Raw genomic sequence first — 21,683 nt, forward strand, 5'->3', positions numbered from 1 at the left:
TTCATACAGAAAGGAAGCGGGGCGAGAACTCCACCCCACTTCCTCACGCAACTACGACCAATCAGCACTGCACACTATAGCACGCGTACCGCGCACGTCAAGCCAGAACGACTCGTACACAGGGGCGCCGGGACGCACCGAGCGCTGTTAGCACGCACGATGCGCGCCCCTCACTGCGCGACGATGTTCACCAGACGGCCGGGGACGACGATGACCTTCCTCACGTCCTTGCCCTCGAGCTGGGCGGCCACAGCCGTGCGAGCAGCGGCCTCGAGCTGCTCTTTGGTCGAGTCGGCGGGCACGTCGATGCGCGCGCGGTTCTTGCCCTTGATCTGGACGACGATCTCTATCGTGTCGCTCTTGGCGAGCTCTGCGTCAAAGACGGGCCACGGCTCGTTATAGGCCGAGCCCGTACGGCCCAGTGCCTCGTGGAAGAGCTCCTCGGCCCAGTGCGGGCAGATGGGGGCGAGCATGCAGACCAGGTCGTGGGCCACGCGCTGGCAGAGTGCTGCGGAGCGCTCGGTCGCGGGGACCTCGACTAGGTACTTGCTCGCCGCGTTCGTGAGCTCCATGCAGGCAGAGATCGCGGTGTTGAACTGCCTGCGGTCAAAGTCTGCCGTGCAGCGCAGACCAAGCTCGTGCAGGGTCCGGTTGAGCTCCTTCGAGCGGACGTCGAGCGCGCTCACGTCCAGGCCCTGGGACACCTGGTCGCTTCCCGTGAGGGAGAGCTCCCACACGACGCGCCACGCACGCTTGATGAAGCGATTGGCGCCAGCGACTGCCTCCTCGTCCCAGTTAAAGTCCTTCTCGGGAGGTGCGATGAAGAGGATGGCGAGGCGCATCGTGTCGGCACCGTAGGGCTCGATGACGCTTGAGGGCGGCACCACGTTGCCCTTTGACTTGGACATGGTCTCGCCGTGCCCGTCCTTGACCATGCCCTGGCAGAGCAGGTTCTCGAACGGCTCGTCGATGCCTATCATGCCCATGTCACGCAGGACCTTGGTCCAAAAGCGCGAGTAGAGCAGGTGCAAGATGGCGTGCTCGATGCCACCGATGTAGTTGTCCACGGGCATCCAGCGATCCACAGAGCCCCTGGAGAAGGGCGTCCCATCGTTGTGGGGATCGCAGTAGCGCAGGTAGTACCAACTGGAACAAGTGAAGGTGTCCATCGTGTCGGTGATGCGGCGGGCGGGACCCCCACACGCAGGACAGGTCGTCTCGTAGAAGGACGCGTACTCGGCGAGCGTGTCCCCCGCCCCCAGATCGAGGTCCTCAGGAAGCCTGACCGGTAGGTCCTCATAGGGCACGGGCACGTCTCCACAGCGATCGCAGTGTATCATGGGGATGGGATTTCCCCAGTAGCGCTGGCGGCTGATGAGCCAGTCGCGCAGGCGGAACTGCACCTTCTCGCGACCACAGCCGTGGGCCTCGAGCCAGCTGGTGATGGCCGCGACAGCCTCCGAGTGCTTGCCTCCCTTGAGGCCCGTGAACTCACCGGACTGCACGAGGTAGCCCTCGGCAACCATGGCCTGCTCCCAGTCGACGTCGCGAACGACAAGCTCGCGCTCGTCCTTGAGCCGCTCATAGAGGGCGTCACCCTTCTCGCAGATGATGGGCGCGATCTCCAGACCGTACTTCTTGGCGAACTCGAAGTCGCGCTGGTCGCCGCAAGGGACGCCCATGACCGCACCGGTACCGTAGTCCATGAGCACGTAGTCGGCGACCCAGATGGGCACGGGGCGACCGTTGATGGGATTGATCACATAGCGTCCGGTGGGCACACCGTGCTTCTCGCGATCGGTCCCTTGGCGCTCCACACTTGACACCTTCTCGGCCGCAACCTTGAGACTCCTGAAGGCAGCCTCGTGCTCACTGCCCGCTATGAGCTCAGCCGCCAGCTCGCTCTCGGGCGGGAGCAGCATGAACGAGACGCCGAAGATCGTGTCGGCGCGCGTGGTGAAGCAGGTGATCGTGCGGTCGGTGGGTGTCACGCCATCCTCGGCGGCAAGCCTGAAGTCTATCTCGGCACCCTCGGAGCGACCTATCCAGTTGCGCTGCTGTGCACGGACGTTCTCGGGCCAGCCAGTGAGCTTGTCAAGATCGTCTAGGAGCTCCTGCGCGTAGTCGGTGATCTTGAGGTACCACTGCGAGAGCTTGCGCTTCTCGGGAACGCTGCCGCACCTCCAGCACCTTCCCTCCACGACCTGCTCGTTTGCGAGCACCGTCTTGCAGGTGGGGCACCAGTTGACCGGAGAGGTCGCCCGATAGGCCAAGCCCCTCTCCCACATCTTTATGAACATCCACTGACCCCAGCGATAGTACTCGGGGTCACAGGTGTTGAACATGCGGTCATAGTCGTACGAGAAGCCCATGCGTCGCATGGTCCTCACGGCGTTGTCGATGTTCTTGTACGTCCATTCGGCCGCCTGCGTGTGGTGCTTGATGGCAGCGTTCTCCGCCGGAAGACCAAAGGCGTCGAAGCCCATGGGATGCAGGACGTCGTAGCCTCTCATGCGGGCATGCCTCGCCATCGCATCGCCGATGGTGTAGTTGCGGGCGTGACCCATGTGCAGGTCACCCGAGGGATACGGGAACATCTCGAGCACATACTTCTTGGGCTTTGTGGGATCCTCGTCGGTCCTGTAGAGACCCTCCTCCTCCCAGGCCCGCTGCCACTTGGCCTCTATGTCCTCCGCGTCATAGGCGGGAAATGTGCCCGCCTCCGCCTTGGCCTCTGCCTCGTTCTCGCTCATAGAGAAGCTCCTCCTTGCACGCGTCTAATGACTGTATGATTCTAGCAGGTCTTGGGATGGGTGGCGCCTTGATGTGAATGTCCGGGGCCAGAGTGCGCCTCACCAAAAGGCGCACTCTGCCTGCGAGCGGTCACGCAGACTGCGCCTTTCCGTCACGGTGGGACCGCGTGGATGCCCAGACTGCGCTTTTCCGTCACGACGCGGCCACAGAATGCGTCTTTACGTGAGTGTCTGGGGCCAGAATGCGCTTTTCCGTAAAGTGCGCTTTTTCTCACCTGGGCAAACGTGGCGCCACCTCACGGAAAAGCGCATTCCGCTTGTGGCCCCTCACGGAAAGACGCATTCTGGGAGGCCGGGGTCACGGAAAAGCGCACTCTGTACGTCGGATCTCACGGAAAAGCGCACTCTGCATGCGAGCGGTCACGCAGACTGCGTCTTTACGTCACGGTGGGACCGCGTGGGGTTCAGAATGCGCTTTTCCGTCACGACGCGGCCACAGAATGCGCCTTTGCGTGAGTGTCCGGGGCCAGAGTGCGCTTTTCCGTAAACTGCGCTTTTCCTCACCTGGGCAAACGTGGCGCCGCCTCACGGAAAAGCGCACTCTGGGAGGCCGGGGTCATGGAAAAGCGCATTCTGCGTGTGGCCCCTCACGGAAAAGTGCACTCTGTACGTCGGATCTCACGGAAAAGCGCATTCTGCAACCAGCGGGTCACGGAAAAGCGCACTCTGTACGTCGGATCTCACGGAAAAGCGCACTCTGCGTGTGCCCTCTCACGGAAAAGCGCACTCTGCGTACGCGCCTCACCAAAAGGCGCACCCTACATGCGAGCGGTCACGCACACTGCATCGACACGGACACGCAACCACGCGACTCCCCGCTCACCGTACCCCAGTACCCCAAGCCCTACGACCTGAAGTTCACGTTTGAGTCGGAGTCCTTCAGGATAACGTCATGTGCGCCGCCCTCGACGAGCGACGTGGACGAGACCAGCGTTATCTTGGCCTTCCTGCGAAGCTCGTAGAGGTCGAGCGCACCACAGTTGCACATTGCGGAGCGCACCTTGGTAAGCGAACTCTCCACGTTATCCTTGAGCGGACCCGCGTAGGGTACGTAGGAGTCCACACCCTCTACAAAGGAGAGGGCCTTCTTCTCACCACCCAGATCGTAGCGAGTCCAGTTGCGGGCGCGTGCCGATCCCTCGCCCCAGTACTCCTTGACGTATGAGCCGTTCGTATTGAGACGACGGGTCGGCGACTCGTCGAAGCGCGCGAAGTAGCGTCCCAGCATCAGGAAGTCTGCGCCCATAGCGAGCGCAAGCGTCATGTGATAGTCGTAGACGATGCCGCCGTCGGAGCACACCGGCACGTAGACGCCCGTCTCCTCGAAGTACTCGTCTCGGGCGCGGCACACGTCAATGAGCGCCGACGCCTGGCCACGACCGATGCCCTTCTGCTCGCGCGTGATGCAGATCGAACCGCCGCCGATACCCACCTTCACGAAGTCGGCCCCGCAGTCGGCCAGGTAGCGAAAGCCCTCCGCGTCCACGACGTTGCCCGCACCCACCTTCACGCTGCCGTCATAGTGCTCATGTACCCAATCGAGCGTGAGCTTCTGCCACTCCGAGAAGCCCTCGGACGAGTCGATGCAGAGCACGTCGGCTCCGGCCTGCACGAGCTTGGGTACGCGCTCGACGTAGTCGCGCGTGTTGATGCCAGCGCCCACGACGTAGCGCTTGTGCTTGTCCACGAGCTCATCGGGGCGGGCCTTGTGAGAGTCATAGTCCTTGCGAAAGACAAGCGAGGCAAGGTTGCCGTTATCATCCACCACGGGGAGAGAGTTGAGCTTGTTATCCCAGATTATGTCGTTGCAGGTTCGAAGCGAGCTGCGGATGTTGGTGGTGATACACTTGCTGGCAGGCGTCATGAACTCCGACACGCGCTTGTCCCTGTCGTCGCGCGAGACGCGATAATCGCGGCTCGTCACGATGCCGCAGAACCTTCCGTTGGGCCTGCCGTCCGCCGTGACGGGCATCGTGGTGTGACCCGTGCGCTCGCTCAGTGCGAGCACGTCTCGCAGTGTCATGTTCGGCGTGAGCGTAGAGTCCGAGACTACGAAGCCCGCCTTGTAGGTCTTGACCTCACGCACCATAGACGCCTCGTCCTCGGGCGCCTGCGAGCCATAGATGAAGGAGACGCCACCCTCCTGCGCAAGCGCTATAGCCAAACGGGGACCAGAGACAGCCTGCATGATGGCAGAGACCAACGGGATATGCATCGAGATGGAGGGCTTCTCTCCGCGATTGAACCTTACGAGCGGAGTCTCCAACGAGACATTGGCAGGAACGTTTTCGCACGAGGAGTAGCCAGGAACCAACAGATACTCAGAGAAGGTGTGGGACTCTCCCGCGAAGAAAACAGCCATGGCGTCTCCCTTTCCATTGTCATATGCGCACGCATGCAAGCAGATTGCACGCGATTGTAGCATCGATGCAAAGGGACGGCACGCTGCCGCGCGTCAGTGTGTACGTTGGGTGAGAGACGCGACTCGCCCTCAACAGCGACACGCGACAGCAAGAATCGGCATGATCGATACCACGGGGCGCTCACCTCAAGCGGCCCTCAAGCCATCCATATCCATACACCTAGCCTCACTTGGCACCCTCACCCATGACGTCGTCGAAGCTCACAGCGATATCGTGCTTGGTGGGCACCCACTCGACCCGCTTGAAGAGGGCCACAACCGTGATGGGGATGTAGGTCATCATGAAGATCGGGAAGGTGAAGAGGTTGGTGAGGATGCGCCACTTCCTCTTGGCGTGGATGTGCTTACGCTCGCTTACGGTGGTGATGATGGCAAGGACGAAGAAGACGATGTACATCGACACGAAGGTCATGATGAGCGAACCGACGCACATGGCAAGCTCGGCGTTGGTCGCGATGAAGCCATGACTGAGCGACCCGATGATGAGGTAGGTCGCGTTCACGAAGGCGGAGAGCAGCGTCAGGATCATGCCAGGGGCAATCGTCATCAGCATGTCGTAGGAGGCGAACTGCCCCGAGCGAATGCCGTGGATAAGGTTGCCGTTGTATGAGAAGAACACCTGGTAGAACCCCTTAGTCCAACGCATGCGCTGTATCCAGGACGCCTTGAAGGTGAGCGGCTGCTCGTCGAAGAACTCCGCCGGGGCATAGCCGATGCGGATGCCGTGGGCGCAGCAGAAGGTCGAGAACTGAATGTCCTCGGTCAAGGTGTGGAAGCGCCAGCCGTGCATGCCGCGGACGATGCCCGCCGAGACGAGCCAGCCCGAGCCCGAGATGGCACAGCTCGTCCCCAGCATCATCCTTGCGTTGTTCAAGAACTTTGCCTCACGCAGAAACCAGGTCGCGTACGCGGAGCTGATCCAGCTCGAGTCGAAGTTCTTGGAGTTGCGGTAGCTCGTGCAGACGAGGTAGCCCGCGTCAAAGGCCTGGTTCATGGTGGCGACGTAGTTAGGTGAGATGATGTTGTCAGCGTCCATGATGAAGAAGGCTTCGTACTTGTCTCCATACTCGTTGAGGATGCGGTCGAAGGCGTAGTCAAGCACCCAGCTCTTGCCCTTACGAGCGAGGTCGTTGCGCTCCCAGGTGATGGCCCCCGCCCCCTTAGCCTCCTTTGCCGTCGCATCGGTGCAGGCATCAGCCACGACGAAGCAGTCAATGAGGCCATCGTAGTCCTGTGTGAGAATGGACCTCACAAGGTTGGCGATGACGGGCTCCTCGTTGTGAGCGGCGATCACGAAGGCGTAGCTATGGTTCTTCTTGGCCTTGGGCAGCTTGACGTCACCGTGCATGATGACGCGAATGATGTAGGCAAACTGATAGAAATATGCGAAGGTGAAGAAGAGCCACAGGACTCCGTTGAAGATGACGATCGGCGTCAGGCCGGCCTTGAGCATGTCCACGAACAGCACCCTCCCTTGTCTGCATCACGACCGGACACCCTCAAGAAGCCTGGGACAGACGTCCCTGCCCGCCTCGGTGCGTCCCATCGATCGTTTACCTAGCCCCTCTAGTATAGCGAGAAGGTCTGCGGGAAGCCCGTCAGCACACGTGATGTGCTCCCCCGTCACCGGATGCTCGAAGGCGATATGCCAAGAATGCAGAAACTGCCGAGAAAGGCCGAGGTTTCGCCTCATGTCACCATGACCGTAGAGTGCATCTCCCACCACCTGGTGGCCGATGTGGCGCATGTGGACGCGGATCTGGTGTGTACGACCGGTGTAGAGGTGGCACTCGAGCAGGCTGTAGCCGTCGTCGCGCGCGTCCGCCTCAAAGCGCTCGAGCGTCCTAAAGCTGGTAATGGCCTCCCGGGCCGCAGGATCATCGCTCACGGCCATGCGCAGGCGGTCACGTGTGGAGCGGGCGATGCCCGTGGTGACGGTCCCCTCGTTAGGGGCGACGTAGCCCTGGACGAGCGTGACGTAGCGCCTGTCGAGTGCCCGCAGACGAATGAGATCCTGAAGGGCGCGCTGGGTCTCATCGTCCTTGGCAGCGACCATGAGGCCCGACGTGTCCATGTCAAGACGGTGTACGATGCCCGGACGGTCATCGCCCTGAAGGTGGCCCAGATGCCCGTAGCCGCAGTGGGCCACAAGGGCGTTCGCGAGCGTGTCGTGTGTGTGCCCGGGACTCGGGTGACAGACGAGCCCGGCCTGCTTGGAGAGCACGATGAGCCACTCGTCCTCAAGACGCACGTCGAGCGGGATGGAGAAGTTGGGAGAAAGCGGCCCCGGCTCCTCCTCGACGGGCAACAGCGCCTGGATGCGGTCGCCGAGCACGACGCGCTCAGCCTTGGAGCTACCTGGGGTGCCGTTGATGCTGACCGCGCCCCCCTCGATGAGCTTGGCGCAGGCCGAGCGAGAGGGAGCACCGTCCTGGGCGGCGAGGAAGGCGTCGAGCCTCATGCCGTCGGAGTCGGGACCCACGAGGGCTACAATGGCCCTATGTGTCATGCATGTTCTCCCCACAAATAGTCTGACAAGGCAGGAGACAGCTCATGTCACATGCCAACTCAGAGCACATTCTGCCTCACGCCGCCTCGGTGTCGCCACCCTCCCTGCGCTCACGCCTGGCGTCCCACACGGCCCAGCCGATAAAGCCGACAATCACGCCTATCGTCACGCAGACGTCCGCCACATTGAAGACCGGGAAGCTCACGAAGCCGAGGGACAGAAAGTCCGTGACCGACCCTGCCGACAGCCTGTCTATCATGTTGCCCACGCCACCACCCGCGATGAAGCCGAAGGGTATGGCAAGCAGGACGGGAAACTCGCTTCGCCAGACGATGGTGCAGCACACGATGATGGCCACCACGGCGAAGGCGACGAAAAAGGCGGAACCTCCCTTGCCTACGCCGAAGGCCGCGCCCGTGTTCTGCACGCGCGTGAGGTTGAGGATGCCCGGTATGAGGGTCGAGACGCCGCCCGCAGAGACGAGCATGCGTACCGCCGCCTTCGTCGCTTGGTCGACTATGACCACGATGACGGCAACGAGCCAGAAGACGGTGTACCTGAGGCCTCGCGCGGACGCCGGACCGTATCCCATGCTCCCCCACCCCTTCCCGGACAGCGATCGTGAATGACGAGCGTCGTGGCGCTAGAGCCCCTCGATGACGTCGTGGCACCTCTCGCAGAGGTCGTCCTCACCAAGTTCGCGCCAGTTCCAGCAGCGCAAGCACTTCTCGCCGCTCGCGGGAAGCACCTCGCAGGCCAGCTCGTCCCCTTCGCAGACGCAGACCTCAGAGCAGACGAAGGCCTCCGCCAGATCGGGTGCGCCCTCACCCGTGAGCAGGGCGTACGCCTCGGCGGGAAGCGTGAGCTTGGCCCTGGTGGCCTGGGTGGTCTTCTCCGTCACGACGCCCGACTCGAGTGCAGCGTCGTAGGCCTTGGTGAAGGCCGAGCGGGCGGCCACGAGCGCCTGGTAGCTTGGCAGCAACTTCTCCCACTCGCCTTCCGACATCGGCGCCTCGAACCAGTCGAGCAAAGCCGCATAGGCCTGCCCGTCCTTAAGCGACTCGGGCAGGTAGCCCATGACCTCGTCGGTCGTATATGCCAAGATGGGCTGGAGGTCACGGACGAGCATCGAGAGGATGTGGGACCAGACGGTCTGGGCACTCCTTCTCCCAAAGCCGTCCCTGGCGTCGCAGTAGGTACGGTCCTTGGTGGCGTTCAGGTAGTCGTTGGAGAGCTCAGTGATGATGTAGTCGTAGAGCGTGCGGTAGACGGCGTTGAAGCGGTACCCCTCGTAGGCCACCGAGACCTCGTCGTGCACCTGGCACATGCGGGCGAGCGCCAGCCTGTCATAGGGCAGAAGCTCGGCTGTGGAGACGCCGTCTCTCTTGAGGTCAAACTGGCCATCCAGCTCCCCGAGAAGGAAGCGGAAGGTGTTTCTTATCTTGCGGTAGGCATCACCCACGTGGGAGAGGATCTCGTCGTCGCAGGGAACGTCGCTTGAGGTGTCGACCGAGGCTACCCACAGGCGCAGGATATCGGCACCCCTAGTCTCGCACTCCCTGTTGGGGTCAATGACGTTGCCGAGCGACTTGGACATCTTGCGACCCTGGCCGTCGAGGGTGAACCCCTGCGAGACCACCGACCGGTAGGGTGCGACGCCGTAGGCGCCCACGGAGGTCATGAGCGAGCTCATGAACCAGCCGCGGTGCTGGTCTGAGCCCTCGAGGTACATGTCGGCGGGAAAGCCAAGGTAACCACGGTGCCTGCAGACGGCGGTGTGCGAGACGCCCGAGTCCCACCACACGTCGAGGATGTCCCTGTTCGCCCTCAGGTGGCTCCCGCCGCAGGCGGGACAGACACAGGCATCACCCAGGTAGCTCTGCGGTTCATCGGTGAACCACGCGTCGGAGCCCTTTGCCTTGAAGAGCTCGATCACCCTGTCCAGGGTCTTGTCGCTCATGACGGTCTCACCGCAGTCCTCGCAGGTGAAGGCCGGGATGGGCACGCCCCAGTTGCGTTGGCGCGAGATGCACCAGTCCGGCCTGCCCTCGACCATCGAGCCAATGCGCCTCACGGCGTGCGCGGGAAAGAAGGCCACCTTCCCAAGGGCATCAAGCGCCTGCTCGCGAAGGCCGGTCTCGTCCATCGAGACGAACCACTGGCTCGTGGCGCGAAAGATGACGGGATTCTTGCACCTCCAGCAGTGCGGGTAGGAGTGCGTGATGTCCTCGTGCAGGATGAGCGTGTTGCGCTCGCGGAGCCACTCGATGATCCTAGGGTTGGCCTCGACCACGCCCATGCCACCCCAGGGGCCGCCGGTACCCAGGCTGTCACCCCTATAGAAGCGGCCGTCGTCGTCCACGGGCATGACCACGGGGATGTCGAAGTTCATGGCAGCGAGGTAGTCATCGACGCCGTGGCCCGGGGCCGTGTGGACGATGCCCGTGCCGTCGTCAAGCGTGACGTAGTCGGCATAGATGAACTCGCCCTCCTCGCCCTGGTCGGCAAAGATGGGCTGCTTATACCTGTTGCGGGCGAGGTCCTTACCCGTGCGGCGCCAGACGTCGCCATCCTCCTGCCTGGCAAGCTCCCAGCCCGTATAGCCAAACCTCGCGCAGCAGCGCTCGACGAGGGCCTCTGCCATGATCTCGGCGCGGCCGTCCACGACGACCGCCACGTAGTCGGCCTCGGGATGCAGGATGACGGCGTCATCGGCCGGAAGCGTCCAGGGCGTCGTCGTCCAGATGTCCACCCAGAGCCTGCCCTCGTAGGCCTCCAGTCCCGCAGGCACCGTCGTCATTTCGAAGCGCACGAAGATGGCCGGCGAGACCTCGTCGGAGTACTCGATCTCGGCCTCGGCCAGGGCGGTGTGGCAGTGGCTGCACCAGTGGACGGGCTTGCGGCCTCGGTAGATGGCGCCCCTGTCGAAGATGGCCTTGAAGATCTCTATGTCGGTGGCGTCATAGTCGTTGGTATAGGTAAGGTAGGGGTTGTCCCACTCGCCAAGGACGCCGAGGCGCTTGAAGCCCTGGCGCTGGGTGTCGACCTGCTCGACGGCGAGCTTGCGGCACAGCGCGCGGATCTTCTCGGTGGAGAGCTGGTTGAAGCGATCGCTACCGAGGGTCTCTTCGACCTTGTGCTCGATGGGCTGCCCGTGGCAGTCCCAGCCCGGTACGTAGGGCGTCTGGTAGCCGCACATGGCCCAGTAGCGGTTGATGATGTCCTTGGAGATCTTGTTCTGCGCGTGCCCCAGGTGGATGGGGCCGTTAGCGTAGGGGGGGCCGTCATGCAGCACGAACTTGTCGTGGCCCTCGTTCTTGGCAAGCATCAGCTCGTAGACGTGGTCCTCCTCCCACTTCGCGAGGCGTTTAGGCTCGTTTTGAGCGAGACCAGCGCGCATGGGAAACCCCGTCTTGGGGAGGTTCGTCGTGTCCTTGTACCTGTTTGCCACCCTGTCGTGTCCCTTCTCCATGGGCACCAAAAAGGCGCCCGTCCCTCTCTGCTGGGACGAAGCGCCATCGTAGGTCGAACTCCGCTTTGACCACCCAGCAAGCGGCCGCAACCGCCATGACTCGGCTGGCCTGTCTCGGCGGCCACTCCGGCGACGTCTACTCATGGAAAGGCCCGCCCAAAGGCGAACTTCCCCACTTTGGGGCCGCAGCTCCGGGGTGATCTTCCGCCGTGCGCGCCCGCGGTTTCTCAGCCTCCCCGCTCTCTGTGGGACGACTTGCCCGACGTACTCTCCCCATCACAGCCTCAAGATCGCATCATAGCACGCCCCGCCTACCGTCTGCGCAAAAATCGCGAGCGTTTACCGATTCGCCAGAGTCTGGGGCAGGCAAGGCGCTGACGGGGCAGGCGGAGTGCTGGAGCTGGAAGTTGGGGCGCCAACCTAAGGCCATCTGCCGCAAGGCACAGCGGCCAGGCGACTGCGCCTTACGACATGCGCCGACATTTGCAAGACGCAACCTTGCCTCTGAAAGCGACGCCCCAAAACAAAAGGCCCCTTCCGGGAAGGTCGGCCCCGTAGCGTCTGCCCCGCGCCTGAGCCAGTGCCCTTTTGGCCAGAAGGTCAAGGCCCCCCTCGGCCGTAGCGAGGCCCTCAGGACCCGGGAGGGTACCGCGCGCGTCCTTGACCTCGATGACTATGGCAGCGAGGCTGTTCTGGTGCTCGAGCTCGGGAATGAGGACTATGTCGGGCCTGCCGTCCCCGCTCTCGCGGTTCGAGAGCGGAAACCTGTAGCCTGGCAGATCGCAGACAAGTCCCAGGAGCAGCATGTGGTAGCTGTTCTCGCTCACGAGGTCGAAGTAGCTCGGTGACTTCGTGAGCAGCTCATCGAGCGACCGGGCGAGTGCGGCCTCGTCTCCCGATACCAGCGCCTGCCTAAGCCGCAAAAGCAAGTCAAGATCCCCGATGACGCGTTGGGTGCGTTCCGTGAACTCACGGCGATAGAGCCACGCGACCTCGCGGTTGGGCAGGCGCAGGCGACGTGGCATCATGTCATCATTGGGAAACGCGATGTCATCGGTTGTCACGTAGCCTGCCAGGTACAGCTGGCTCCAGAGTGCTGACGGCGACGCGCCACCACCCAAAAGATCGAGCTCCGAGAACACGGTGGCAAGGTTAAGCGGCCTCTCAAGCCTTCGGCCTGAGGCGAGGGTGCGCAGGTCATCAGCGAGTCGTGCGTCCGCCTGCTGGAACAGCCGATGGACGATTGCGTTGTCACTGGTGTTTCCCCAGTAGGGCTGGGCCACCCCTCCCTGGTCAAGGTAGTTAAGGATGCTCCAGGGATTATAGACTGCGGTGCCACCGAAGCAGTAGCCATCGTACCAGTCGTGCATCTCAGAGAGCTTGCCCTGGGGAAGGCCCATGTAGCGAGCAAGCGCTCCTGCCTCCTCACGTGTGAAGCCAAAGCCCTCGGTAAACCTGGTGTCCATGGCAGTGTTCACCACTACGTTGTTAAGTCCCGAGAAGACAGACTCCCTACCCACACGCTGAACGCCCGTGAGATAGGCACGGTACAGTGACGTCGTCGCCTTGAGCGCCGCAGTAAGCCAGGAGCGCATGAAGCCTATCACCTCGTCACGATAGCCGCTGAGGTGACCCGCGCTCACGGGATGGTCGTACTCGTCAATGAGGATGACGGTGCCTGACCCATGGTGCCTGAGAAGCAGCAGGGAGAGCCAAGAAAGGGAGCTCTCGGCCTCCCCAGGGGCCAGCGTACCTGCGATCACGCGGCGAAATCGCACCTCCTCCTCGGGAAGGAGGCTCCCGTCGAGCAGATAGGCATGGCGGGCATACTCGTCAGACATCTGACCCATGATGCCCGCCCTACAGATGTCCCAGGTCCTTCCGCCCGCCGACCCAAGCGACAGGAAGATGACCGGGTGTCCTCCTTGCTGAGCGCGATAGCGCTCACCCGCACGCCAGATTGACAGGGACTCAAAGATAGCCTTACGGGAGGGAATCGGCGGCTTTGCCCCCTCGACCGGCGTCTCGAAGAAGCACTGCAGCATACGCATAGCAAGTGACTTGCCGAAGCGACGCGGACGACAGAGGAGCGTCACCTTGTAGGAGCTATCGAGCAGATCACAGATGAGTGACGTCTTGTCCACGTACACGTGCTCGGTCACGACCTCCGTGAAGTCCTCGCTGCCTATGGGAAGCAGGCGGCGGCCCGTACGATCGACGATCTTGGAACTCGTGCGTGGCACTGGCATCAGACCTTTCCCGTACGTCCTCTCGTCTCATCGCAGCTTTCGATCCGCCCGCTCCCTTACCGGTGAATAGAGAGCCTGATGCTGCTCAGCTTCCAGTCAAAGTTCTTGTTGAAGCTCAGGCCGAGCGACTTCTTGTAGTCCCCTGACGTCCAGGTGAGCGAGCGGTAGCCCTCGCCGCTCGACTGGTTGTTGGGCTTCGACCCTATCGACTTGATCGCGGCATCGGCATCTGCCATGCCGAAGCTGATTCCACCGGCGACAACGAGGGAAGGCGCACCTTCTGGGGTCCCGCTCAAGGAGATGCCCACAAGCGTGCAGTCCTCCACGCCACGGACGTCAGACCCCGGGTTTGTGACGTCCACGGTAAGGTAGTAGGGGGAGCTGCCCGCAGCACCTGCGCCAGCCTTAGCCTTCGAAAGCCTGATGCTCGCTATGGTCTGGCCAGCGTTGACGATAAAGCCGCTCGGATACCCAGAGAGGTCAACCTTCCATCCCGTCGTGTCCTCCATGTTCCTGAGCGTGCTGGTGTTGAGCTTGAGCTTCTTGCCCTCGAACGCGAACTCCATGTCCTCCCAGTTGGAAGAGACGTCACCGGCAAGCGCGCCGTCCGTGCCCGAGGGGGAACCGGGCTGGCCGGGCGTACCACTCGAATCGCCGCCACCAGAGGGCAGGCCTCCCATCATATCCTTGAGATCCTCAAGGCGAACGAGGTCGTAGTTCTCGAGCAGGTCCTCCGCGCTCATACCCTCCAGGTCCACGGTGCGTACCAAGCCGTACCCCGACCTGAGCTCATCCTCGGACAGGTCCCTGATGCGACCCTCGTCGAGCGCAAAACCGATGGCACCGCCAAGCAAGAGGCAGGCCATGGCGATGCCAACCACCCACGCCACCGGAAGGCTCGCACCAGAACGTCGTTGGGCCGCAGAGCCGAAGGTGGGACCAGTCACGGGACCTGTGACGTCAGCCGCCCACTGCGGGCCAGCACCCATGTCTTGGGGTGACGGCGGCGCCCCGAGGACCTCAGCCGTGAACGCGCTCTGCTCCGCCGCGACGTGCGCCTGGTCGGTGCCATACGCTCGGGTAGTTCCATCTTGATCTACTTGCGGGAAGGATCCCGCAGCCGCAGCGTTGCCCACCGCAGTCCCACTGCCTGCGGCCTCGACCGCCCCATCCCAGCTGTTTGACTCACCTTGGGCAAAGTCTATGGCGCCTCCCATGGAGACTCCGCAGAAAGGGCAGTAGAGCCTGTCGCCGGCAACCTCACAGCCGCAGTTAGGGCATCTCATGTCAGCAGACCTTTCTCTTCTCGCGTCCGCACGCATCCCACGTCGATCACCTCGGCCACAGCCACAGGGTCACCGCAGATGAGAGACATGTACGCACAACGGAAGAACGTGTACGCCCGACGGGGACAGTATACAGCTTTGCCCTCGTGGACGGCACCTTGCCCTCGTCGGCGATACCGCCCGACCCACATGGCTGTGGGCACGAACCTCAATTCTCCTGCCCACATGGATGCGTTGCGAGAGACGATCGGGGCAGCTGGCGGCGCATCGACACTGCCACTTGCCGTTGAACGTACTGCACGTCGCGTTCAGGGCCGAGTGGCAGTGCGATCGGTACGTTCGGGGCCGAGTGGCAGTGAAGGGATGGGGTCTGGGTACGCTCGGGGCCGAGTGGCAGTGCGGCTGGGACTGCCAAACGGGCGTGAGCGTACCAAATCGGTACGATCGATGCCGAGTGGCAGCGAAGGGATGGGGTCTGGGTACGCTCGGGGCCGAGTGGCAGTGCGGCTGGGACTGCCAAACGGGCGTGAGCGTACCAAATCGGTACGATCGATGCCGAGTGGCAGCGAAGGGATGGGGTCTGGGTACGCTCGGGGCCGAGTGGCAGTGTGATGTTCACTGCCAGTCGCTGGTGAACGTACCACGCATCGCGTTCAGGGCCGAGTGGCAGTGCAATTGGTACGTTCGGGGCCGAGTGGCAGTGAAGGGATGGGGTCTGGGTACGCTCGGGGCCGAGTGGCAGTGCGGCCGGGACTGCCAAACGGGCGTGAGCGTACCAAATCGGTACGCTCGGGGCCGAGTGGCAGTGAAGGGATGGGGTCTGGGTACGCTCGGGGCCGAGTGGCAGTGCGGCCGGGACTGCCAAACGGGCGTGAGCGTACCAAATCGGTACGCTCGGGGCCGAGTGGCAGTGAAGGGATGGGGTCTGGGTACGCTCGGGGCCGAGTGGCAGTACTACTCACACTGCCACTCGCCGGTGAACGTACTGTGCAGTGCATCTCACACTGCCACTCGCCGGTGAACGTACGGGACTACACGTTCAAGGCCGAGTGGCAGTGCGAACAGAGCGCTCAAGGAGTTTGACAGTGCAGGTCGGGACGACCTTTGGACCTGTAGGCATTACGTCGGCGTCTGGAAACAGCCCGAGCGGAGCGTACCCAGGACCTAGCCCAGAGACGACCCCCGAACGAGAGGAAATCTCTTTGCAGACAGGATGGTTTCTCGGCTGGTAAAGCCGATTTGCTTCGCTTCTCCCTCAGAAGCCAAAGTGGGGGACGCGCGCCGTGACGTAAAGACGCAGTCTGCGTGACCACTCGCATGCAGAGTGCGCCTTTACGTGAGTCGCGCGTCCCAGACTGCGCTTTTCCGTGAGGCAGCGCCGCATTTGCCCAGGTGAGGAAAAGCGCACTCTACGGAAAGGCGCATTCTGCGTCCGACGGCTTACGGAAAGGCGCACTCTGGGCGCCCACGCGGTCCCGCCATGACGGAAAGGCGCACTCTGAGTGCGCGACACATATGTTCGCAGCATACGTCGCAGGTTCACCGCATACACGACCACTCGCAGGCGTGGCCGCCGCGACACGTCTTCCATAGAGATAATGGAGGCAAACATAACGCCTAAGGCGGACGTCCGAATCCACCTCCTAGCCCAGTCAGAGGCCACCCGGTCTCGGACGAAAACCCGCCCAAGGTCACCACATTGCCGATTGGAGGACCATGACACGCCAAAATGCCCCGCAGGGCGCACCCAACGACGCCGAACTGCGCTACCTCAAGCTCCTCGCTAAGGACTTCCCCACCCGTCAAGCAGCGTTCACCGAGGTCATAAACCTTGAGGCCATCCTCAACCTACCAAAGGGGACCGAGCACTTCATGAGCGATGTACACGGCGAGTACGAGGCCTTCGAGCACATCCTCAACAACTGCTCCGGAGTCATCCGCGAGCGCGTGGAGCACCTGTTCTCAGACGAGCTCTCGGCGGCGGACCGTGCCGACCTCTGCACGCTCATCTACTACCCCAAGGAGAGACTCCGCCTCCTCGGCAGGCGAAACATTCCAGATGATGCCTGGTACGAGACAAACCTCATGCTGCTCGTGCGCCTGGCACGCACTCTCTCGGGCCTCTACACCCGCTCAAAGGTGCGTCGGGCCATGCCTGTCGCTTACGCCTACATCATCGACGAGCTGCTGCACGCATCGGCAAGCGGCGAGACGAGTCGCCACGAGTACCACAAGGAGATCATCCGCTCCATCATACGCACGGGCGCCGCCAACGACTTCATCTGCTCGCTGGCAGCCCTCGTCAAGCGCCTCGCCGTGGATCACCTCCACCTCATAGGGGACGTCTTCGACCGAGGGGCACACGCGGACAAGATCATGGATCGCCTCGTGGAGTACCACTCCCTGGACTTCCAGTGGGGCAACCATGACATCTGTTGGATGGGGGCGGCAGCAGGCTCGGAGGCTTGCATCGCCTCCGTCGTACGGACGAATGTCCGTTACCACACCCTTGAGGTGCTCGAGAGCGCCTACGGCATCTCCCTGCGCGAGCTCGCCCTCTTCGCAGAGAGGACCTACCGGGCGGATGACGTGATCTCCCCGATGGAGAAGGCCATCTCCATCATCCTCTTCAAGGTGGAAGGACAGCTCATCAAGCGCCACCCCGACTTTGACATGACGACACGCCTGCTTTTGGACGAGATGGACCTAAGCCATGGGACGGTGCACGTCGCAGGCCGTGACCTGCCGCTCTCGACCTGCGACTTTCCCACCGTAAACGCCGCAGACCCCTATGCGCTCTCGACCGAGGAGCAAGAGGTCATGGACGGCCTCAAGCAGGCCTTCGCACAGAGCGAGCGCCTGCGCAAGCATGTGGGCTTCCTCTATGAGGTGGGCTCAATCTACCTCGTCTCCAACGGCAACCTGCTCTTCCACGGCTGCATCCCGCTTGAGGCTGACGGGACCTTCTCGACCGTCATCTGCGAGGGCTACCCCTACTCGGGCAGGAGCTTCATGGACTTCTGCGACCGCATCGCGCGGCGCGCATGGATGCAAGGCGACCAGAACGCGCTTGACTGGATGTGGTACCTGTGGTGCGGCAAGCACTCCCCCCTGTCAGGCCGTGTGGTCAAGACCTTCGAGCGCAGCCTTGTCGATGACCGCTCCGCCTGGGAGGAGCCCCAGGACCCCTACTTCTACGCGACGCGCTCGAGCGCGGTCTGCGAGGAGATCCTCGAGGAGTTTGGCCTTTCGGGCGAGCACTCCCACATCATCAACGGTCACAAGCCGGTACGCGCCATCGACGGCGAGAGTCCCATCAAGGGCGAGGGAAGGCTGCTCGTGATCGACGGGGGCTTCTGCGAGGCGTACCACAAGCAGACCGGCATCGCAGGGTACACGCTCATCTCGACCGCCGAGAGCATGCGCATCAAGGCCCACCGCCCCTTTATGGGCATCGAGGCCGCCATTGAGGACAACGCCGACATCCTGAGCGAGTCGACGACGATCGAGCGCGAGGAGCCGCCCCTGAGGATACGAGACAGCGACACGGGCGTGCGGCTCATGGAGCAGATCGACTGCCTGCACCAGCTCCTCGATGCCTATCGAACGGGCCTTGTCAAGGAGCGGGTCAAGTAACGAGCGGCGCCACTCGCGACGATCGAAGCCGCCGTGGCGACCCACACCCCGTGGCAGGCGGCGGCGCCGTGGCGATCGGCGGAGATGCTTGCGTCCATCACAAGGATGCTGGACAGGGCTTTTATGAACGCAGCGTGAATCAGGCGCTATTGGGTATCAATGTCAGGTACCCGTCTGCGTGCTGGGTACGTACCTGAACGGTGACGGGTTCCTCTTGAGTTGGGAGGCCATCCTCGCCTGAGCGGGTCCCGTAGCCAACGCAGGGACGAAAGCCGCATCACCCTAGACAAAAGGAGCCTCATCCAAGATGGAGATGGACGACGACAAAAAGCGCAGATCGATGGCCATCTATATGCTGCTCGCCATCATCGCCATGGTCGCGCTGAGAACCTACCTCTACCCCAGCATCATGGCCACGCAGGTAAAGGACGTCAGCTACAGCCAGTTCATCAACGACGTAAAGGATGACAAGGTCAAGAAGGTACAGCTCAACACGAGCTCGAACGAGATCTCCTACACGATAGGCGAGGGAGCGGACGCCAAGGAATACAAGACGACCGCCTGGCCCGATGACAGCTCACTCGTGAGCACGCTCGAGCAGCACAAGGTCGAGATGGTGGCCCAGATTCCCGACTCGAACGCCAACATGTGGCTCTACCTCCTCATCAACATGCTGCCACTCATCGTCCTCATCGGGGGCGCATGGCTGCTCAACCGCAGGCTCAAGAAGGCCATGGGCGACGACGGGCCGTCCATGAATTTTGGCGGCGGCCTGGGCTTTGGCGCCGGACTGGGCCGCTCGGGCGCCAAGGAGGTCAAGGGCGAGGAGACGGGCATCACCTTCAAGGACGTGGCTGGCCAGGACGAGGCCAAGGATTCTCTCGAGGAGATCGTCTCCTTTCTTGAGCATCCGGAGAAGTATGCCGCCATCGGCGCGCGCTGCCCGAGGGGCGCCCTGCTCGTGGGACCCCCCGGCACGGGCAAGACGCTACTCGCCAAGGCCGTCGCAGGCGAGGCCAAGGTTCCGTTCTTCTCGATCTCGGGCTCTGAGTTCGTCGAGATGTTCGTCGGTCGAGGCGCCGCCAAAGTGCGTGACCTCTTTAAGCAGGCCAAGGAGAAGGCACCCTGCATCGTCTTCATCGACGAGATCGACACCATAGGCAAGCGACGCGACACCGGTCTTACCACGAACGATGAGCGAGAGCAGACCCTAAACCAGCTCCTCGCCGAGATGGACGGCTTCGACAACCACAAGGGCATCGTTGTCCTCGCGGCTACGAACCGCCCCGACTCACTTGACCTGGCACTACTTCGGCCGGGCCGCTTCGACCGCCGCATCCCGGTGGAGCTTCCCGACCTTGCGGGCCGCGAGTCCATCCTCAAGCTGCACGCGAACGACGTCAAGATGGAATCGGCCATAGACTTCGGCGCGGTCGCCCGCCAGACACCGGGGGCCTCGGGCGCGGACCTCGCCAACATGATCAACGAGGCGGCCCTGCGCGCTGTGCGCATGGGCCGCCTGCGTGTCTCCCAGACCGACATCGAGGAGTCGGTCGACGTCGTCATCGCCGGTGAGAAGAAGAAGTCGACGGTCCTCTCAGAGCATGAGAAGGAGGTTGTCGCCTACCACGAGACCGGCCACGCGATCGTAGCAGCCGTCCAGGACGGTAAGGCCCCCGTCTCGAAGATCACGATCGTACCGCGCACCTCAGGGGCGCTGGGCTTCACGATGCAGGCCGAGGAGGACGAGCACTACCTCACGACGCGCGAGGAGTACAAGCAGAGGCTGGCCGTACTCTGTGGGGGCCGGGCGGCCGAGGAGCTCATCTTCGGTCAAATGACCTCGGGCGCGGCCAGCGACATCGAGAAGGCGACCAAGATCGCACGGGCGATGGTCACGCAGCTCGGCATGTCCGAGCGCTTCGGCATGGTGGCCCTCGGCGAGAGCCGCGACCGCTACCTGGGCGGCGTCAACGAGATCACCTGCTCGGAAGGCACCGCACGCGACATCGACACCGAGGTCCAGGCACTCGTCGAGGAGGGCCATCAGACTGCCCTCCAAACCCTCAGAGACAACCGCTTCAAGCTCCATGAGATAGCCCACTACCTTCAGAAGAAGGAGACCATCACGGGCGAGGAGTTCATGCGCATCCTCAAGCAAGACGATGGTTTCGCCCCGACTCTACCCAAGCAGACGTAGGGCGCGGCTCACGACGCATACGGCGGCTCACGGCATACCTCACCCGCCCGCACCGTTGACGATCGACAACATCCCCGGCCAGCAACCATAGGCAATCACCTGCGCTTGGCGAAGAACTCCCAGCAGGCGAGGGCACTCGCTGTCGCGACGTTGAGGGAGTCGATGCCCTCCGCCATAGTAATGGTAGCCTTGCTGTCGCAGGCGTCGAGCACGGCTCGTGAGAGCCCCCAGCCCTCACTGCCAAGGACGAGCGCGACCCTCTCGTCTGCGCCAAGCTCCCCGGCAATGGCATCGATGGGGCCGGCGCCCTCTTCGGGCGTGAGGGCAACGGTCCTGAAGCCCCTTCTCCTCAGGGCGGCGAAGAACGGCTTGGGCCAAGGCCCCTCAGCACGGGCCCAGGGAAACCTGAGGGTGGTCCCCATCGAGACGCGTATAGCACGCCTGTTGAGCGGGTCGGCACACTCGGGCGAGAGGACGATTCCGTCCGCCCCCAGCGCGACGCAGGACCTGAATATGGCACCCACGTTGCTCACGTCGGTGAGACCCTCGAGCACGACGATCCGCCGGGCGAGGGAGAGCAGCTCGTCCATCCCGAGGGGATGTGGCCTTTTCGCGCAGGCCAGGTAGCCACGGGTCACGTCGATGCCCGCGATCGCACTCAGCACCTCCCTCTGCGCATAGTAGATGGGAACGCCTCCCTCGCCTAGCTGTGGCAGCTGCTCCAGCAGACGCTCGAGGTGCCGTGCGTCCACAAGAACAGAGACCAACTTGACGCCCGACTCCAAGGCAAACCGGAGCACGTTGAGGCTCTCAAGGATGACGAGGGCGTCCTTGGGGTTGAGGCGGTTTTTTAGCTGTTTGCCACTCAGCTCGACATATGGTGTAATCTGCGGGTCAGAGGCAGTGCGAATACATGTTATTGCTATGTTACGTATACGTGTTGTTGACATCGAATGAATCGCCGTTTCTCTAAGCTCCTATGCTTTGGGTACCATAGTAGCCCATGCGCAAGAGCGTCATGATAGGTAGCGATGGGTCCCCAGGACGAGCGACAGGCACGGGGACGAGGATAGAGGCAAGGACGCATCCACGTGAA

At 62.7% G+C, this 21,683-nt stretch carries 11 protein-coding genes; 2 read left to right on the forward strand and 9 right to left on the reverse strand.

Going from position 1 to position 21,683, the window contains the following annotated elements:
- Window positions 1–170: 170 nt before the first annotated feature.
- From leuS to ADJ70_RS06550, 8 genes are all read right to left on the reverse strand, one after another.
- Window positions 171–2,753 carry a leucine--tRNA ligase gene (gene leuS / locus ADJ70_RS06515; protein ID WP_050344431.1) on the reverse strand — a complete coding sequence of 861 codons (2,583 nt, stop codon included), beginning with the start codon at window positions 2,751–2,753 and terminating at the stop codon, window positions 171–173.
- A gap of 904 nt (window positions 2,754–3,657) precedes the next feature.
- Window positions 3,658–5,175: an IMP dehydrogenase gene (locus tag ADJ70_RS06520; RefSeq protein ID WP_050344432.1), complete on the reverse strand. Its 1,518-nt coding sequence runs from the start codon at window positions 5,173–5,175 to the stop codon at window positions 3,658–3,660.
- A gap of 226 nt (window positions 5,176–5,401) precedes the next feature.
- Entirely contained in the window at window positions 5,402–6,688 is a 1,287-nt protein-coding gene (locus ADJ70_RS06525) for a glycosyltransferase family 2 protein (RefSeq protein ID WP_050344839.1), read from the reverse strand.
- A 30-nt stretch (window positions 6,689–6,718) separates the two neighbouring features.
- Window positions 6,719–7,744, reverse strand: a complete 1,026-nt coding sequence (locus tag ADJ70_RS06530; RefSeq protein ID WP_050344433.1) for an RluA family pseudouridine synthase — start codon at window positions 7,742–7,744, stop codon at window positions 6,719–6,721.
- Between the two features lie 76 nt (window positions 7,745–7,820).
- On the reverse strand, window positions 7,821–8,336 hold the full coding sequence (lspA, locus tag ADJ70_RS06535; RefSeq protein WP_050344434.1) for a signal peptidase II: 516 nt from the start codon (window positions 8,334–8,336) through the stop codon (window positions 7,821–7,823).
- Between the two features lie 51 nt (window positions 8,337–8,387).
- Complete coding sequence (gene ileS / locus ADJ70_RS06540) at window positions 8,388–11,195, reverse strand: isoleucine--tRNA ligase (RefSeq protein ID WP_050344842.1); 2,808 nt, start codon at window positions 11,193–11,195, stop codon at window positions 8,388–8,390.
- A 485-nt stretch (window positions 11,196–11,680) separates the two neighbouring features.
- Complete coding sequence (locus ADJ70_RS06545; protein ID WP_050344435.1) at window positions 11,681–13,465, reverse strand: AAA family ATPase; 1,785 nt, start codon at window positions 13,463–13,465, stop codon at window positions 11,681–11,683.
- 56 nt (window positions 13,466–13,521) lie between these two features.
- Entirely contained in the window at window positions 13,522–14,751 is a 1,230-nt protein-coding gene (locus ADJ70_RS06550; RefSeq protein ID WP_050344436.1) for a zinc ribbon domain-containing protein, read from the reverse strand.
- Between the two features lie 1,716 nt (window positions 14,752–16,467).
- On the opposite strand from ADJ70_RS06550, the gene ADJ70_RS06555 reads away from it, so the two are divergent.
- Window positions 16,468–18,387, forward strand: a complete 1,920-nt coding sequence (locus ADJ70_RS06555; protein ID WP_050344437.1) for a fructose-bisphosphatase class III — start codon at window positions 16,468–16,470, stop codon at window positions 18,385–18,387.
- Window positions 18,388–18,694: 307 nt separating this feature from the next.
- The gene (gene ftsH / locus ADJ70_RS06560) at window positions 18,695–20,587 is read left to right on the forward strand and encodes an ATP-dependent zinc metalloprotease FtsH (protein ID WP_050344438.1); all 1,893 of its coding nucleotides are present in this window, start codon (window positions 18,695–18,697) and stop codon (window positions 20,585–20,587) included.
- A gap of 95 nt (window positions 20,588–20,682) precedes the next feature.
- Here ftsH and ADJ70_RS06565 read toward each other — a convergent pair whose 3' ends face one another.
- Complete coding sequence (locus ADJ70_RS06565) at window positions 20,683–21,537, reverse strand: RNA methyltransferase (RefSeq protein WP_083443859.1); 855 nt, start codon at window positions 21,535–21,537, stop codon at window positions 20,683–20,685.
- Between the last annotated feature and the right edge of the window lie 146 nt (window positions 21,538–21,683).

This window comes from Olsenella sp. oral taxon 807 (assembly GCF_001189515.2).
In the GTDB taxonomy this organism is placed as follows: Bacteria; Actinomycetota; Coriobacteriia; order Coriobacteriales; family Atopobiaceae; genus Olsenella_F.

Bases quoted from the DNA above. Each gene is read 5' to 3' on its own strand.
- leuS (WP_050344431.1), bottom strand. From the start codon at position 2,753: ATGAGCGAGAACGAGGCAGAGGCCAAGGCGGAGGCGGGCACATTTCCC.
- ADJ70_RS06520 (WP_050344432.1), bottom strand. From the start codon at position 5,175: ATGGCTGTTTTCTTCGCGGGAGAGTCCCACACCTTCTCTGAGTATCTG.
- ADJ70_RS06525 (WP_050344839.1), bottom strand. From the start codon at position 6,688: ATGCTCAAGGCCGGCCTGACGCCGATCGTCATCTTCAACGGAGTCCTG.
- ADJ70_RS06530 (WP_050344433.1), bottom strand. From the start codon at position 7,744: ATGACACATAGGGCCATTGTAGCCCTCGTGGGTCCCGACTCCGACGGC.
- lspA (WP_050344434.1), bottom strand. From the start codon at position 8,336: ATGGGATACGGTCCGGCGTCCGCGCGAGGCCTCAGGTACACCGTCTTC.
- ADJ70_RS06545 (WP_050344435.1), bottom strand. From the start codon at position 13,465: ATGCCAGTGCCACGCACGAGTTCCAAGATCGTCGATCGTACGGGCCGC.
- ADJ70_RS06550 (WP_050344436.1), bottom strand. From the start codon at position 14,751: ATGAGATGCCCTAACTGCGGCTGTGAGGTTGCCGGCGACAGGCTCTAC.
- ADJ70_RS06555 (WP_050344437.1), top strand. From the start codon at position 16,468: ATGACACGCCAAAATGCCCCGCAGGGCGCACCCAACGACGCCGAACTG.
- ftsH (WP_050344438.1), top strand. From the start codon at position 18,695: ATGGAGATGGACGACGACAAAAAGCGCAGATCGATGGCCATCTATATG.
- ADJ70_RS06565 (WP_083443859.1), bottom strand. From the start codon at position 21,537: ATGTCAACAACACGTATACGTAACATAGCAATAACATGTATTCGCACT.